This is a genomic window from Sinorhizobium sp. BG8 (assembly GCF_016864555.1).
Classification (GTDB): Bacteria; Pseudomonadota; Alphaproteobacteria; order Rhizobiales; family Rhizobiaceae; genus BG8.
In genome coordinates, this window is sequence record NZ_CP044012.1 from 571,989 (window position 1) to 585,610 (window position 13,622).

A 13,622-nucleotide genomic window follows, 5' to 3' on the forward strand; every position below is an offset into this window, starting at 1 on the left:
TGGTCAGGCACCCTTCTTCAGGTAGGCGTCGCGAATGGGGGAAACCGCGTTCGCGTGCGAGGAGAAACCTTCATAGATCGCAAGCTTGTGAGAGTGCCGTGCAAACTCCGGATAGGCCGGCTCGGTCACGTATCCGATCGAACTGCGCTTGACGAAATCGGTTACGGACAGCGGTCCGAAGGTGCGCGCCCAGCGGCTGGTCGGCAGGACCGCGTTCGGGCCGAGCGAGAAGTTGGCGATGCTGACCGGCGTGTGGGTGCCCAGCAGGATTTCAGAGGCCTCGGTGATGCGGCCGAGATGCGTGAAGGGTGCCTCGGACAAGATTTCCAGATGCTCCGGAGCATAGGCATTGACGAAGTCATAGCTCTCCTCGATCGAGGAGGTCAGCACGATCCCGCCGGTCTTGCCGGTCAGCACGGTCTTCGAGAAGGCGACGCGCTGTTCGGTCATCCGGGCCCAATGCTCGGGAAGAGCCGCCAGCGCCTCGTCGACCACGCGACGGCTGTGGGTGACGAGGTAGGCAGAGGAATCCGGTCCGTGCTCCGCCTCGATCAGCAGGTCGAGGGCAGCCAGTCCGCCGTGAACGCTGTCATCTGCGAGGATCATCACCTCGGAGGGGCCGGCAGGAAGACCCGTATCGATGACGCCGGCAAGCGAACGCTTGGCCGCAACGACCCAGGGGCTGCCCGGACCGACAATCTTCAGTGCAGGTTTCACGGTTTCGGTGCCGTAGGCAACGGCTGCTACCGCCTGCGCGCCGCCGACCTTGTATACAGTCTCGACGCCTGCGAGGCGCGCGGCCACGAGTGTCGCCGCATCGACCGTACCGTCCGGGGCCGGCGGAGTGACGATCGCAAGGTTCGGTACGCCGGCAACGACGGCTGGTACGGCCGTCATCATGGTCACCGACGGGAACGACCCCTTCCCGCGCGGAACGTAGAGCGCAACGGACTGGATCGGCGTGAAGCGATCACCCGCGAAGGCGCCCGGCCGGATCTCCTTCAGCCACATGGCCTCCGGCTTCTGCTCTTCGTGGAAATGACGGATGTTCTCGATACCGAATGTGATGGACTCGATGACCTCGGCGTCGACCATCTTGAAGGCCGCGTCGAACTCGGCATCCGTTACCTTCAGGTTCGCTTCCGTGACAGCAGCCTTGTCGAGCTCGCGGCCGAAGCGGGCGAGCGCAGCATCTCCCTCCGTGCGGACGGCTTCCAGGATGGGGGCGACTTTCTCGATGAAGCTCGAGATGTCCGTCTCGGAGCGTCGCAGCAGCGCCGCCTTCTGGTCCGCGTCCAGTTTCGAATACTCATAGAAAGACACGTTGGTCATCGTCTTGTCCTTGATGCTGGGCCCATCGGGGCCGTCTGGTCATTTCGATTTCAGGAAGATGTCGAGGCCGACGAGGCGGTCGAGCAGCGTGATCGCGACGCCCGCACAGGCAATGAACACCACCGAGATTGCGGCGAGGTCCGGGGTGATGATCGATCGAATGGAGTTGTAGATCTGGACCGGCAGAGTGACGCTACGGGCATCAACCAGGAGCAGGCTGACGAGGAACTCGTTGAGCGCCAGGATGAACATGAGCAGCGAGCCGGTGATGATCCCCGGCAGCACCGCCGGAAGCGTTATGTATAGAAACCTCTGGAGCGGCGGTGCTCCGCAATTGGCGGCCGCGAGCTCGAGGTCGGGGCTCAGATTGCTGGCTGCGGCGGTGATCGCCCAGATCATGAACGGAAGGTTGATGACGCAGCAGGCGATGCCGACCGGCCAGAGCTGACCGAGCACACCCATGTTGCCGAACACCAGCATCATTCCGATCCCCGAGCCGATCAGGGGAATGGTGAATGGAAGAAGCAGGTAGACCTGGATGGTGCGTTCCAGTCGGACGGTGTACTTGGCAAGCGCAATGCCTGCGAGCGTGCCGACAGGGATCGATACCAGGGTACAGATCGCCGATACGAAGAGCGACCGGAAGAAAGCCTGCCGAAGGTCTCCTGCCTGCGTGATAACCGCGTACCACTTGAGTGAGAAGCCTTCCGGCGGGAAGGTGATGATGTTTCCGGCGGTGAACGATGCGCCGAGCACGACGATCGTCGGAGCGGACAGCATCACGAGCGTAGTTACGACAAAGAACCAGATGACGGCCGACTTGCTCTTGCTTCCGGTCATTTGCGATCCCTTCCCATGGCAAGCGTGCCCGCGCCGAACATCATGAACACGAGACCCACCACGATCGAGCCCACGGCAACCAGCATCAGCGAGAGCGTTGCCCCGAGCCCCTGGTCGGAGGTGCGGAAGAACTGGTCATAGATGGCGTTGGCGATGAAATCCTGTGTTCCGCCACCGAGGATGGCGGGAATGGCGAAGTCCGTCAGCGACAGGGTGACAACCACCAGTCCGGCGCCCACCAGGCCCGGACGGGCAAGCGGCAGCACGACATGGCGGAAGGTGCGCACCCAGCCGGCACCGAGCGAACTCGCCGCCGATTCAAGCTCCGCCGGGATGGCGGTCAGCGCCGGCGCGAGCATCAGCACCGCGAAAGGCAGCATGTACTGCACCAGACCGAAGAGAACTGCAGGATAGTTGTAGAGCAGCCGCATGGGCGGAACACCGACCAGCCCGAGCGCCTCGTTCACCATGCCCTGGTTGCCGAGAATGATCAGCCAGCCATAGGCACGAACCACCTGTCCGATGAAGAACGGCAGGAAGAGCGCCACCAGGAGGAACTTCCTCAGGGCCGAAGACTGCGTGCGAACCATCAGGTAGGCATAGGGAAAGGCGAAGATCAGCGTCACCACAGTCACGATGACGGCGCCCATGAGACTGCGCCCTGCGACCGTGGCGAAGAAGGATTCGGTCAGCACCCGCTTGTAGTTGGCCAGCGTGTAGGTTTCCGACATCAAGAAGGTGCTGGTGTCGAGGACACGCAGGCTCGCATCGCCGATCTGGACAAGACCCAGCACGAGAATGCCGACGAGCAATATGGCAGGAAGCAGCATGACGTAGGGCAATGCCGCCTGAAAGTTCGACGGCCAGACGAGCGCTGCGAGGCGCTCCAGCGCATCCATGACGCGCCACGTCAAGGGATATGCTGCACGGGATGGGCGCATGATACCAATCCTAGATTACAGGAGGGATCCCGCCGCGAGAGGGGCGCGGCGGGAAGCAGAACCTCAGCCCTGCATGATTTCCTTGAACTTGGCGAACCACTGGCTCTCGTTCTCGACCTGTACCTTCGCCGAGATGCGGATGAGGTGCTGGAAGTCCTCTTCCTTGGTCGGATAGGACGGGTCGTTGACGAGATCGGCCGGCGGCGTCAGTCCCGGAACGACGCCCGGCAGGCCCAGGCCATCGAGCCAGATCTGCTGGGCTTCCTTGGTCAGGGCATGGTTGATGTACTGCTTGGCCCAGTAGAGCTCGTTTTCCGGCAGTCCCTTGGGAATCCAGAGCCCGTCCGTATCGAACTTGGCGCCTTCCTCCGGAACCACCCACTTGAGATCGATGCCGTTCTTCTTGGCTTCGCGGGCGTTGGTGGAAATCGTGCAGGCCGCGTCGATTTCGCCCTTCTGGAACCAGGTCGTGAAGTCCGGATCTTCACCGAGAAGCGGCTGCTGCTCCTTGATCTTGGAAATGAAATCCCAGGCCGGCTGCATGTTGCCGGGGATATCCTCGAGCTTGCCGCCGCCGGCGACCTGCGCAGGGAAATGGAAGCCGATCCCATCGTTGTAGAGAGCGATACGGCCCTTCAGCTTCGGGTCGAGCAGATCCTTCCAGGACTTCGGAGCGCCATTCGGGAAGGCCTCCGGACGATAGGCCAGCACATAGACATAGCCGTATGTGTTGACGATCGGGTAGCCATCCAGGCCGATCGGCTTGGCAAGGTCGGTCGTGTTCTTCAGGTTCGGCAGGTCGGAGAGATCTTCCGTAACGCCGCGCAGCGCCGACTTCGTGGCATTGGTCGTCGTATCCCAGTTGACGTGGATCGGCGGCGTGCGCTTCTGCGCGACAGCAGCCCATACCTTCGGCTGAATTTCGTTGTCTTCGGTAAGGTCGTGGCGAACCGCAATGCCCGTCATCTTGGTGAAGCTGTCGGAGACGCCCGCCTTCAGGCTATCGACCCAGCTGCCGCCCCAGGCGCGGACGATAATTTCGGAAGGCTTTTCCGGCTCCTGCGCGAATGCCTTGCTGACGCCGAGCGTCGACAGGCCCGCGGATGCGCCTGCTGCAGCCATCGACCCCAGAAGGGTGCGGCGGCGGATCTGTGCGGACAATAACTTATCGTATGACATTCTACATTCTCCTCTGGCTGGACCTTCACTGGTCACTTTTTAAAGACATGCAAATCCTTGGCATCCCATCCCAGGCTGACTTCGTCGCCCGGTTCGAACTGCAAGTGGGTTACGGGATCATGATCGAAGACCCGCAGCAGAGCACCGTCGAGTGCGGGGACGACCACCTCGTAGACGATTCGCTCACCTTCGAAGATGGCGTCGAGCACCTTGCCGTCCACAGTCGTCTCGAGTGACTGAAGCCGCTCCCGGGACGGGGCAATGCGGATCTGCTCAGCCCGTATTGCGCCCGAACAGGCAGCTCCCGCCGCAAGTGTCTCGTCGAGGCCCGCAACGACACCCGCCAGACTGTTTCCGTTCGCATTGAAAGTGATGTTTTGTCCGGCCGCCTCGGCAACGACGCCGTCAATGAAATTTGTGACGCCGATGAAATTGGCCACGAAGGCGTTTGCCGGCGCCCTGTAGGCCCGCACCGGCTGCGCCTTCTGCTGGATTTCGCCACCGTTCATGACGATGATCTCGTCCGAAACGACGAGCGCTTCCCGCTGGTCGTGGGTGACGTTGATGGTGGTGACGCCCAGTTCCTTCTGGATGCGGCGGAATTCCAGCTGCATTTCCTCGCGAAGCTTGCGGTCGAGTGCCGCAAGAGGCTCGTCGAGGAGGAGCAGGTCGGGTTCGAAGACGAGCGCACGGGCAATCGCGACGCGCTGCTGTTGTCCACCCGAGAGCTCATGGATCCGACGCGAACCGTAACCGCCAAGACGCACGAGCTCGAGGTAGCGCTCCACCTTGTCGGAAATCGTGCGCGCATCGTGGCGGCGCATCTTGAGGGGAAAGGCCACATTTTCGGCAGCCGTCATATGCGGGAAGAGCGCAAGCTTCTGGAAGACCATGCCGATCTGGCGCTTGTGCGGCGGCACAGCGCTGACCGGCTGGCCATTGATGAAGATCTCGCCGCTCGTCGGAGCATCAAAGCCCGCAATCATGCGCAAGAGAGTGGTCTTGCCGGAGCCGGACGGACCGAGAATGGTGAGAAACTTTCCTTTCGGCAGATCGAAGGAGGCACTCTTCACCGCATGGAAATCACCGAAGACCATACCGACATCCTTGACGGACACCGCTATGGGGTTGAGTTCGCCGTTCAGGCGAGCATCGGTGGAAACAAATCCCATTCTCTTCCCCTGTCTTACTCAAGCGCTTCGTCGGCACTCTTCCGACGCGATGACCGGACTTTCCAATCCAGCCGACCAGGTCGGCGATCTAACGTTGCACGTGATGTTGTCTATACATATGCGTACAAGTGCCGTCAACCGACTTTGCATGATTTTTGCGCTTGCTCATTAATTGTGCATATGCGAAAAAACACACCAGCTGAAGCCGAAGGAGTATTCGACCCAGCCGCCAAAAAAGGCAAGAAGTGATGGCCGTCAGATAGAGGCCAGATACCCGCCATCGACAGGTATGCAGTGTCCGGTAACGTAGGATGCGGCGTCGCTGCAGAGAAACACGGCAACACCGCCGATATCCCCTTCGTCACCGAACCGGCCCTGCGGGATCTTCGAGAGCATGCGAACCTGCCAGTCGGCGTCCTCGTAGAACACCTCAGTCATTGCAGTGCGGAAATAGCCGGGCGCAATCGCATTGACCCGGATGCCGTGCGACGCCCACTCGGTTGCAAGCGCCCTCGTCACGCCCAGCAGCCCTGATTTCGACGCCCCGTAGGGGACTGCCGTCGGGATACCGACGAACGACGTCAGGGAGCACAGGTTGACGATCGCCCCTCCTGAGCCACCGGCAGCCATGATACGACCGGCCGCCTGAGAACAGAAGAACGCACCCTTGAGGTTGGTCGAAACGATCGCATCCCAGAGAGCCTCATCCACATCGACCGACGGCTTGACGCTTTCGAAGCCCGCATTATTGACGAGAATATCGAGACCGCCGAGTTCCGCAGCCACCTCCTCCACGACCCCGGTGCAGGATGCCACGTCGCGGACGTCCTGGGCCTTTGTGACACATCGGCGCCCTGCCCCCTCGATGGCGGACTTCGTCTCCTCGAGGCTTGTTATCTGACGCGAGGTCACCGCGACATCCGCTCCTGCCTTTGCCAAGGCAAGCGCGATGGACCGGCCTATGCCCCGGCTGGCACCGGTGACCAATGCACGGCGTCCGGTGAGATCGAACAATGGCTGGCGGGTCATGGCGGCTCCTTTCAAGCTGTCTTTAAGGGATCACAGCATTTTTTCAAAAACATGTCTATACATATATACAGGTCAGGATTCGTGGCCTATGAATATTGTCAAAACAGGTTCCTACGGAGAACGCAAATGGCAGATCCCACCCGAGCAATCCGCGACGAAGTGCGGTTGATCGCGCCTTACAACGCCGGCCTGACGCTTGACGAAGTTCGCCAGCGCTACAAGGTGGACGTCATAGCGAAGCTCGGATCAAACGAGAATCCGCTCGGACCAAGCGGGGCCATTCGCGGTCTTCTCGATGGAATTCATGACCTCGCGCGGCTCTATCCGGACCCTGAGGGCCGCGAACTCTGCGCCGCGCTTGCCCGCGATTTCGGCGTCGGCGACGGGCAGATCATTCTCGGCAATGGCTCGGAAGATTTGATTGCCGTTCTGTGCCGCTCCGTCGTGCGCCCCGGCGACACGGTGACGACCCTCTACCCCTCCTTCCCGCTCCACGAAGACTATACGACCCTCATGGGCGGCAAAGTCGAACGTGTCGAAGTGAAGCCCGATCTCACCATCGATCTCGACACGCTCGTTTCCTGCGTCCGCGCCGAGCCGCGCATGGTCATGTTCTCCAATCCGATGAACCCGGTCGGCAGCTGGCTTGCGCCGCACGAATTCGCGAAGGTGATCGAGGCTCTCGATGACGAGACGCTCCTCGTCGTCGACGAGGCCTATGCCGAATATGCGAAGGGTGAGGACTACCCCTCGGCCGTCGAGATGCTGCGCGACACGGGAAAGAACTGGGTGGTGCTGAGGACGTTCTCGAAGGCCTACGGGCTTGCCGGACTGCGCATCGGCTATGGCATCGTCAGCGACCAGAGCCTTTGCGGCTTCTTCAACCGGACACGCACGCCCTTCAACACCAACGTGATCGCCCAACTCTCCGCACTGGCCGCACTTGCCGATACGGACCATCTGCGCCAGTCCATCGATTTCGCGCTTCGCGAAAGAATCCGCGTCGCTGCCGCACTCACCGAGCTCGGCTACCGCATGGCTCCTTCCAAAGGAAATTTCCTGTTCTTTGATGCAACGGAGAACGCGTCCCGCCTGAGCGAGGAGTTCCTGAAGCGCGGCGTTATCGTCAAGCCTTGGAAGCAGGCGGGTTTCGACACGTTCGTCCGCGTCAGCATCGGCAGCGCGGAAGAGAACAATCACTTCCTGCAAGCGCTGCGCGACATCAAGTCCAGCCGATAAAGGACATGTGACGGCCTACTGGGAGGCAGGCGTGAATCGCGCGACGAGCGCATGCCTGTCGCCGGGATAGGTGAAGCGCACATGGGTGATCGGCCCTAGGCTGCTCCAGGTCCGCCGCTCTACGACGAGGCACGCCGTTCCGCTCGCAATGCCGAGCATCTGCGCCATGTCGTGACCGGCCGCGACCGCCTGTATCCGGTGTTCCGCGGCACTCCAGGGAACCTGGCTGAGGAGCCATTGTCCTGGGGAAAGGTTCTGAAAATCAGCCTCGATCGCTTCAGGAACGTTGGCAACGTTGATCAGCCGCTCCTCGACGCAGAATGGCCGTTGGCCGGCAAAATGAGTGCACACCGTGTGCAGGACCATCGTGCCGGCCGAAACTTCCAACTGCCTTATGTCCGCGGCCGTTGCCTTGCGGCGAACGCGTCGGGTGACCTCGAAGGAATAGGGCAGGTTGAGGGACCTCACCTCCGCCTCGATGTCGTGGATCTCGAGAACGGCTGACTGCGCCTGGGGTTGAGTGACGAAGGATCCGGATTTCTTCCGACGCTCGATCAGACCGGACTTGGCGAGCTGCGTCATCACCTTGTTGACGGTCATGCGCGAGCAGTCGTAGTGGGTGGCAAGATCCACCTCGAACGGCAGCCTGTGCCCGGGTGGCCATTCGCCGGACATGATGCGACCTTCGATCTCGCCCAGAATGCGCTGGTGCAGGGTCGCTTCCTTGCCGTTCTTTTCAGCCACTTGCTCGCTCTTCGTCAGATTACCCGTCCCGATGTAACGCAGCCCAGGCAATATTCGAAACGAAATGTTTGCGCCGACGCGCCTCGGTTGCAACGCGTCCTAAGCTTTCAGAAGATCCGTCATTGCGGACCGGAACCGCGCGGAAATCTCATCCCGCTTCGAATGACGGCCTCCCTCGACGCATTTCCTGCCGCGCACCCACACGCTGTCGACGGTAACCCCGCCGGCGAAGATCCAGTGATCGAGAAGCCTGTCCTCGTTCAGGTAGGGCACGTTCGACACATCCAGCGCTACGATGTCCGCGGCAGCGCCGACGCGCAGTCCGGCATCGCCCTGCAGGGCGGCTGCACCGCCCGCCAGCGCACGCTCGAACAGCATGCGGCCCGTCGACGATCCGGGTGCGGCAATCACGTTGCGCGCTCTCAGCGTCAGGCGCTGCGAATATTCGAGTGTCCTCAGTTCTTCGGGAACGGAGATGAGGATGTTGGAATCAGAACCGACGCCAAAGCGTCCGCCCTCTTCGAGGAAGAGTGGCGCCGGGAAGATGCCATCGCCGAGATTCGCCTCGGTAATGGGGCAGAGGCCGGCGACGGCGCCGCTTGCGGCCATCCGCCTCGTTTCGCTTTCGGTCATGTGCGTCGCATGGATCAGGCACCAGCGCGCATCGACGGGCGCGTTGTCCAGAAGCCATTCGACTGGGCGGGCACCCGACCAGGCAACACAGTCCTCGACCTCCTTCACCTGCTCGGCGATGTGGATATGGATGGGGCCACCGTTCGCGAGGGGAGCGACTACCGCGAGTTCTTCTCCCGTCGCGGCTCGAAGGCTGTGGGGTGCCACGCCGAGCATGCCGCCCGGCAGGTCGCCCACGATCCGCGCGCACCCTTCCATGAGTCGGCCGTAGCTCTCCACTGAGTTTATGAAGCGGCGCTGTCCCTCGATCGGCGCGGCGCCACCGAAACCGGAATGGGCATAGAAGACCGGAAGCAGCGTCAGCCCGATGCCGGTCGCGGCACTGGCCGCGCCGACGCGCTCCGCCATCTCCGCTATGTTGGCATAGGGAGAACCGTCCTTGTCATGATGGAGGTAGTGGAATTCTCCAACGCGCGAAAAGCCGGCTTCGAGCATTTCCATGTAGAGCTGCGCCGCGACCGCCTCGACATGCTCCGGGGTCATTGAAAGCGCGAACTTGTACATGACGGTTCGCCAGCTCCAGAAGCTGTCGTCGGCCGGCCCGCGCACTTCCGCGAGACCAGCCATTGCCCGCTGGAAGGCATGACTGTGGAGGTTCGGCATGCCCGGCACGACAACCGCACGCTGCTCGTCACCGGGAAGCGGCGCGGCACCCACATCGATCTCCTCGATAACGCCGCCCGACAGCGTGAGGCGCACGTCGTTCCGCCATCCTTCCGGCAACAACGCCCTACCCGCATGAATGACCGTCATGACCTTCCCTTTCGTCTCTGTGTAGCGGAACTCAAATTTTTCCGCTTGTCACTCTCGTTATTATGTATATACATTATCTCAACGAAGGAAAGGCGAAAGCTGATGACCGGGAACAATTTTTCTGAAACGGCGATGGGTGGGGCGAGCCAGCTTTGGCGCAATGCGCGCCTCGCAACACTCGACGCAAGCCTGGGCGGGCTTGGCACCGTTGAAAGCGGCGCAGTCGCCGCCAGCAATGGCCGCATCACCTATGCCGGACCCGAATGCGACCTGCCGGCCGAGCTAGCCAAGGCGGAGGTCGTCAACGATTGCGAGGGTCGCTGGATCACCCCTGCCCTCGTCGATTGCCACACCCACCTCGTCTATGGCGGCAATCGCGCCCGCGAGTTCGAGATGCGTCTCGAGGGCGCGACCTACGAAGAGATTGCGCGCGCCGGCGGCGGGATCGTTTCCTCGGTGAAAGCGACCAATGCATGCTCGGTCGACGAACTCGTCGCCGCCGCCCTTCCCCGCCTCGATACGCTGATTTCCGAAGGCGTCACCACCGTCGAGATCAAATCCGGCTACGGGCTGAACATCGAAGCCGAAACAAGGATGCTCGAGGCCGCACGCCGGCTTGGAAGCCTTCGCCCGGTCCGTGTCGTCACCAGCTATCTGGCAGCCCACGCGACTCCGCCCGAATACAAGGGCCGCAATGGCGACTATATCAGCGATGTCGTTCTGCCCGGTCTCGATGCAGCTCATGCGAAGGGCCTCGTCGATGCGGTTGACGGCTTCTGCGAGGGTATCGCCTTCTCGACCGACGAGATCGCCCGCGTCTTCGATCACGCCCGGAAACTGGGACTGCCTGTCAAGCTTCACGCCGAGCAGCTCTCCGACCTTGGTGGTGCGAAACTTGCCGCCTCCTATGGCGCGCTATCCGCCGACCATCTCGAGTATCTCGACGAAAGCGGCGCGCGCGCACTGGCCGCCGCCGGCACGGTCGCCGTCCTGCTGCCCGGTGCCTTCTACACACTGCGTGAAAAGCAGCTTCCGCCGGTCAAGGCGTTGCGCGAGGCAGGAACCAGGATCGCGATTGCCACCGACAGTAATCCGGGCACCTCCCCGCTGACGTCCCTGCTCCTGACCATGAACATGTCGGCGACGCTTTTCGGGCTTACCGTCGAGGAGTGCCTTGCGGGTGCGACGCGGGAAGCCGCCCGGGCCCTCGGCCTCCTCGGCGAAACCGGCACGCTCGAGGTCGGAAAATCGGCGGATCTCGCCGTCTGGAACATCGAACAGCCGGCGGAGCTCGTCTACCGCATCGGCTTCAACCCACTGCACAGCCGTGTCTTCAAGGGACAGAGGACGAATTCATGACCATCATCCTGCACCCGGGCTCCGTACCCCTCAAGGATCTCGAATCCATCTACTGGACCGGTGAAGCCGCTCGGCTCGATCAGTCGTTCGATGCCGGCATCGCCAAGGCCGCCGCGCGCATCGCGGAGATCGCGGCGGGCAACGCACCCGTCTACGGTATCAATACCGGTTTCGGTAAACTCGCTTCGATCAAGATCGACGCCGCCGATGTCGCCACGCTCCAGCGCAACCTGATCCTGTCACACTGCTGCGGGGTGGGTGCACCGCTGCCCGAGAACGTCGTGCGATTGATCATGTCGCTGAAACTCGTCTCTCTCGGGCGTGGCGCCTCCGGCGTCCGGCTGGAAATCGTCCGCCTCATCGAGGCGATGCTCGAAAAGGGCGTCATTCCGGTCATTCCGGAAAAAGGCTCGGTCGGCGCCTCGGGCGACCTGGCGCCGCTTGCGCACATGTCGGCGGTGATGATGGGTCATGGCGAAGCCTTCTTCGACGGCCGGCGGATGTCCGGTGCGGCCGCACTGGAGATAGCGGGGCTCGCATCGGTCAAGCTCGCCGCCAAGGAAGGTCTTGCGCTGATCAACGGCACCCAGACTTCCACGGCATTGGCACTCGCAGGTCTCTTCCGCGCGCACCGCGCCGCCCAGGCAGCCCTCATCACCGGCGCCATGTCCACGGACGCGGCAATGGGTTCCTCGGCGCCATTCCATCCGGACATCCACACCTTGAGGGGGCATCAAGGCCAGATCGACACGGCTGCTGCCCTTCGCACCCTTCTCGAAGGTTCGGCGATCCGCCAGAGCCACATCGAGGGCGACGAGCGTGTGCAGGATCCCTATTGCATCCGCTGCCAGCCGCAGGTGGACGGCGCCTGCCTCGACCTGTTGCGCTCCGTCGCACGCACGCTCGAGATCGAGGCCAATGCTGTAACCGACAATCCGCTGGTGCTCTCCGACAATTCGGTCGTCTCGGGCGGTAACTTCCATGCCGAACCGGTCGCCTTCGCGGCCGACCAGATCGCGCTTGCCATCTGCGAGATCGGCGCAATCGCGCAGCGCCGCATTGCCTTGCTCGTCGATCCCGCGCTCTCCTACGGGCTCCCGGCGTTCCTCGCCAAGAAGCCGGGCCTCAACTCCGGTCTCATGATCGCGGAAGTCACATCGGCAGCGCTCATGTCGGAGAACAAGCAGATGTCCCATCCGGCATCGGTCGATTCGACGCCGACCTCGGCCAACCAGGAAGACCATGTCTCCATGGCCTGCCACGGTGCGCGTCGCCTGCTTCCGATGACGGAGAACCTCTTCTCGATCATCGGCATCGAGGCGCTGACCGCCGTCCAGGGTGTGGAGTGCCGCGCACCGCTGGCGACCAGCCCCGAGCTGCAGAAGGCGGCCGCCGCCCTTCGCGCCGTCTCGCCCTCCATCGAGGAAGATCGCTACATGGCCGACGACCTGAAGGCTGCCGGCGATCTGGTTGCGACCGGAGCGCTGAACGCGTCCGTCTCCGCCGGTATCCTGCCGGCACTGGAAGCGTAATATGGCCGTCTTCGAAACCCGCCAGGGCACATCGCCGGTCATTCTCGGATTTCCGCACACCGGAACCGACGTCCCCGCCGACATCTGGGCACGCCTGAACGACAATGGGAAGATTCTCGCCGATACCGATTGGCACATCCACGAGCTCTATGACGGACTGCTCGACAATGTGACGACGGTGCGGGCGACATTTCACCGCTACGTCATCGACGCCAATCGGGATCCTGAAGGCGTCAGCCTCTATCCCGGTCAGAACACAACCGGCCTCGTGCCGGAGACAGATTTCGACGGAAATGCGATCTGGAAGGACGGAGAATCTCCCCGCGCGGAAGACATCGCCGCGCGGCTCCGCGACTTTCACGCGCCCTATCACGCGGCGCTCGCGGCCGAGATCGAGCGGGTGAAAGCAATCCACGGAATTGCGGTCCTCTACGACTGCCATTCCATCCGTTCGCACATCCCCTTCCTCTTCGAAGGCAAGCTGCCGGACTTTAACATCGGCACCGACATGAGCAGGACCTGTGCACCGGCGATCGAGGCAGCCGTTGTCGAGGCGACCGCCAAGGCCGATGGCTATACGAGCATCCTGAACGGACGGTTCAAGGGCGGATGGACGACGCGCCACTATGCCCGGCCAGAAATGGGTGTGCATACCATCCAGATGGAGCTTGCCCAGTCCACGCATCTTGCCACCGAAACGCTACCCTTTGCCTACGACCCGGCAAAGGCGGACCGGCTTCGCAAACACCTCAAAACCATCCTCGAGCAGATCGAACGGATCGCGCTCAACCTCGAACACTGACCCGGAG

At 62.2% G+C, this 13,622-nt stretch carries 12 protein-coding genes; 4 read left to right on the top strand and 8 right to left on the bottom strand.

What is annotated here, in order from left to right; translation table 11 throughout:
- Window positions 1-3: 3 nt before the first annotated feature.
- The 6 genes from hisD to F3Y30_RS23645 form a co-directional block, all read right to left on the bottom strand.
- Window positions 4-1,332, bottom strand: coding sequence for a histidinol dehydrogenase (gene hisD / locus F3Y30_RS23620; protein ID WP_203426726.1), 1,329 nt, complete (start codon window positions 1,330-1,332; stop codon window positions 4-6).
- 39 nt (window positions 1,333-1,371) lie between these two features.
- On the bottom strand, window positions 1,372-2,172 hold the full coding sequence (locus F3Y30_RS23625; protein ID WP_203426727.1) for an ABC transporter permease: 801 nt from the start codon (window positions 2,170-2,172) through the stop codon (window positions 1,372-1,374).
- Entirely contained in the window at window positions 2,169-3,113 is a 945-nt protein-coding gene (locus F3Y30_RS23630) for an ABC transporter permease (protein WP_203426728.1), read from the bottom strand. Before F3Y30_RS23630 ends, F3Y30_RS23625 begins: the two co-directional genes overlap by 4 nt.
- A gap of 63 nt (window positions 3,114-3,176) precedes the next feature.
- Window positions 3,177-4,292: a PotD/PotF family extracellular solute-binding protein gene (locus tag F3Y30_RS23635; protein ID WP_203426729.1), complete on the bottom strand. Its 1,116-nt coding sequence runs from the start codon at window positions 4,290-4,292 to the stop codon at window positions 3,177-3,179.
- 32 nt (window positions 4,293-4,324) lie between these two features.
- Window positions 4,325-5,464 (bottom strand): ABC transporter ATP-binding protein, encoded by a 1,140-nt coding sequence (locus tag F3Y30_RS23640; protein ID WP_203426730.1) that lies wholly within the window; start codon window positions 5,462-5,464, stop codon window positions 4,325-4,327.
- Between the two features lie 255 nt (window positions 5,465-5,719).
- Entirely contained in the window at window positions 5,720-6,493 is a 774-nt protein-coding gene (locus F3Y30_RS23645; RefSeq protein WP_203426731.1) for a glucose 1-dehydrogenase, read from the bottom strand.
- 126 nt (window positions 6,494-6,619) lie between these two features.
- On the opposite strand from F3Y30_RS23645, the gene F3Y30_RS23650 reads away from it, so the two are divergent.
- Entirely contained in the window at window positions 6,620-7,732 is a 1,113-nt protein-coding gene (locus tag F3Y30_RS23650) for a histidinol-phosphate transaminase (protein ID WP_203426732.1), read from the top strand.
- A 15-nt stretch (window positions 7,733-7,747) separates the two neighbouring features.
- On the opposite strand, the gene hutC is transcribed toward F3Y30_RS23650, so the two are convergent.
- Entirely contained in the window at window positions 7,748-8,476 is a 729-nt protein-coding gene (gene hutC / locus F3Y30_RS23655; RefSeq protein ID WP_246753012.1) for a histidine utilization repressor, read from the bottom strand.
- Between the two features lie 99 nt (window positions 8,477-8,575).
- The gene (locus tag F3Y30_RS23660) at window positions 8,576-9,922 is read right to left on the bottom strand and encodes a formimidoylglutamate deiminase (protein WP_203426733.1); all 1,347 of its coding nucleotides are present in this window, start codon (window positions 9,920-9,922) and stop codon (window positions 8,576-8,578) included.
- A gap of 102 nt (window positions 9,923-10,024) precedes the next feature.
- On the opposite strand from F3Y30_RS23660, the gene hutI reads away from it, so the two are divergent.
- Genes hutI through hutG form a run of 3 tightly spaced genes read left to right on the top strand, consistent with a single transcriptional unit; the run spans window position 10,025 to window position 13,615 of the window.
- A complete protein-coding gene (gene hutI / locus F3Y30_RS23665) occupies window positions 10,025-11,281 on the top strand; it encodes an imidazolonepropionase (RefSeq protein WP_203426734.1) in 1,257 nt (418 codons plus the stop codon).
- Complete coding sequence (hutH, locus tag F3Y30_RS23670) at window positions 11,278-12,813, top strand: histidine ammonia-lyase (RefSeq protein ID WP_203426735.1); 1,536 nt, start codon at window positions 11,278-11,280, stop codon at window positions 12,811-12,813. Before hutI ends, hutH begins: the two co-directional genes overlap by 4 nt.
- A gap of 1 nt (window position 12,814) precedes the next feature.
- A complete protein-coding gene (hutG, locus tag F3Y30_RS23675; RefSeq protein WP_203426736.1) occupies window positions 12,815-13,615 on the top strand; it encodes an N-formylglutamate deformylase in 801 nt (266 codons plus the stop codon).
- Window positions 13,616-13,622 lie beyond the last annotated feature (7 nt).

Bases quoted from the DNA above. Each gene is read 5' to 3' on its own strand.
- hisD (WP_203426726.1), bottom strand. From the start codon at position 1,332: ATGACCAACGTGTCTTTCTATGAGTATTCGAAACTGGACGCGGACCAG.
- F3Y30_RS23625 (WP_203426727.1), bottom strand. From the start codon at position 2,172: ATGACCGGAAGCAAGAGCAAGTCGGCCGTCATCTGGTTCTTTGTCGTA.
- F3Y30_RS23630 (WP_203426728.1), bottom strand. From the start codon at position 3,113: ATGCGCCCATCCCGTGCAGCATATCCCTTGACGTGGCGCGTCATGGAT.
- F3Y30_RS23635 (WP_203426729.1), bottom strand. From the start codon at position 4,292: ATGTCATACGATAAGTTATTGTCCGCACAGATCCGCCGCCGCACCCTT.
- F3Y30_RS23640 (WP_203426730.1), bottom strand. From the start codon at position 5,464: ATGGGATTTGTTTCCACCGATGCTCGCCTGAACGGCGAACTCAACCCC.
- F3Y30_RS23645 (WP_203426731.1), bottom strand. From the start codon at position 6,493: ATGACCCGCCAGCCATTGTTCGATCTCACCGGACGCCGTGCATTGGTC.
- F3Y30_RS23650 (WP_203426732.1), top strand. From the start codon at position 6,620: ATGGCAGATCCCACCCGAGCAATCCGCGACGAAGTGCGGTTGATCGCG.
- F3Y30_RS23660 (WP_203426733.1), bottom strand. From the start codon at position 9,922: ATGACGGTCATTCATGCGGGTAGGGCGTTGTTGCCGGAAGGATGGCGG.
- hutI (WP_203426734.1), top strand. From the start codon at position 10,025: ATGACCGGGAACAATTTTTCTGAAACGGCGATGGGTGGGGCGAGCCAG.
- hutH (WP_203426735.1), top strand. From the start codon at position 11,278: ATGACCATCATCCTGCACCCGGGCTCCGTACCCCTCAAGGATCTCGAA.
- hutG (WP_203426736.1), top strand. From the start codon at position 12,815: ATGGCCGTCTTCGAAACCCGCCAGGGCACATCGCCGGTCATTCTCGGA.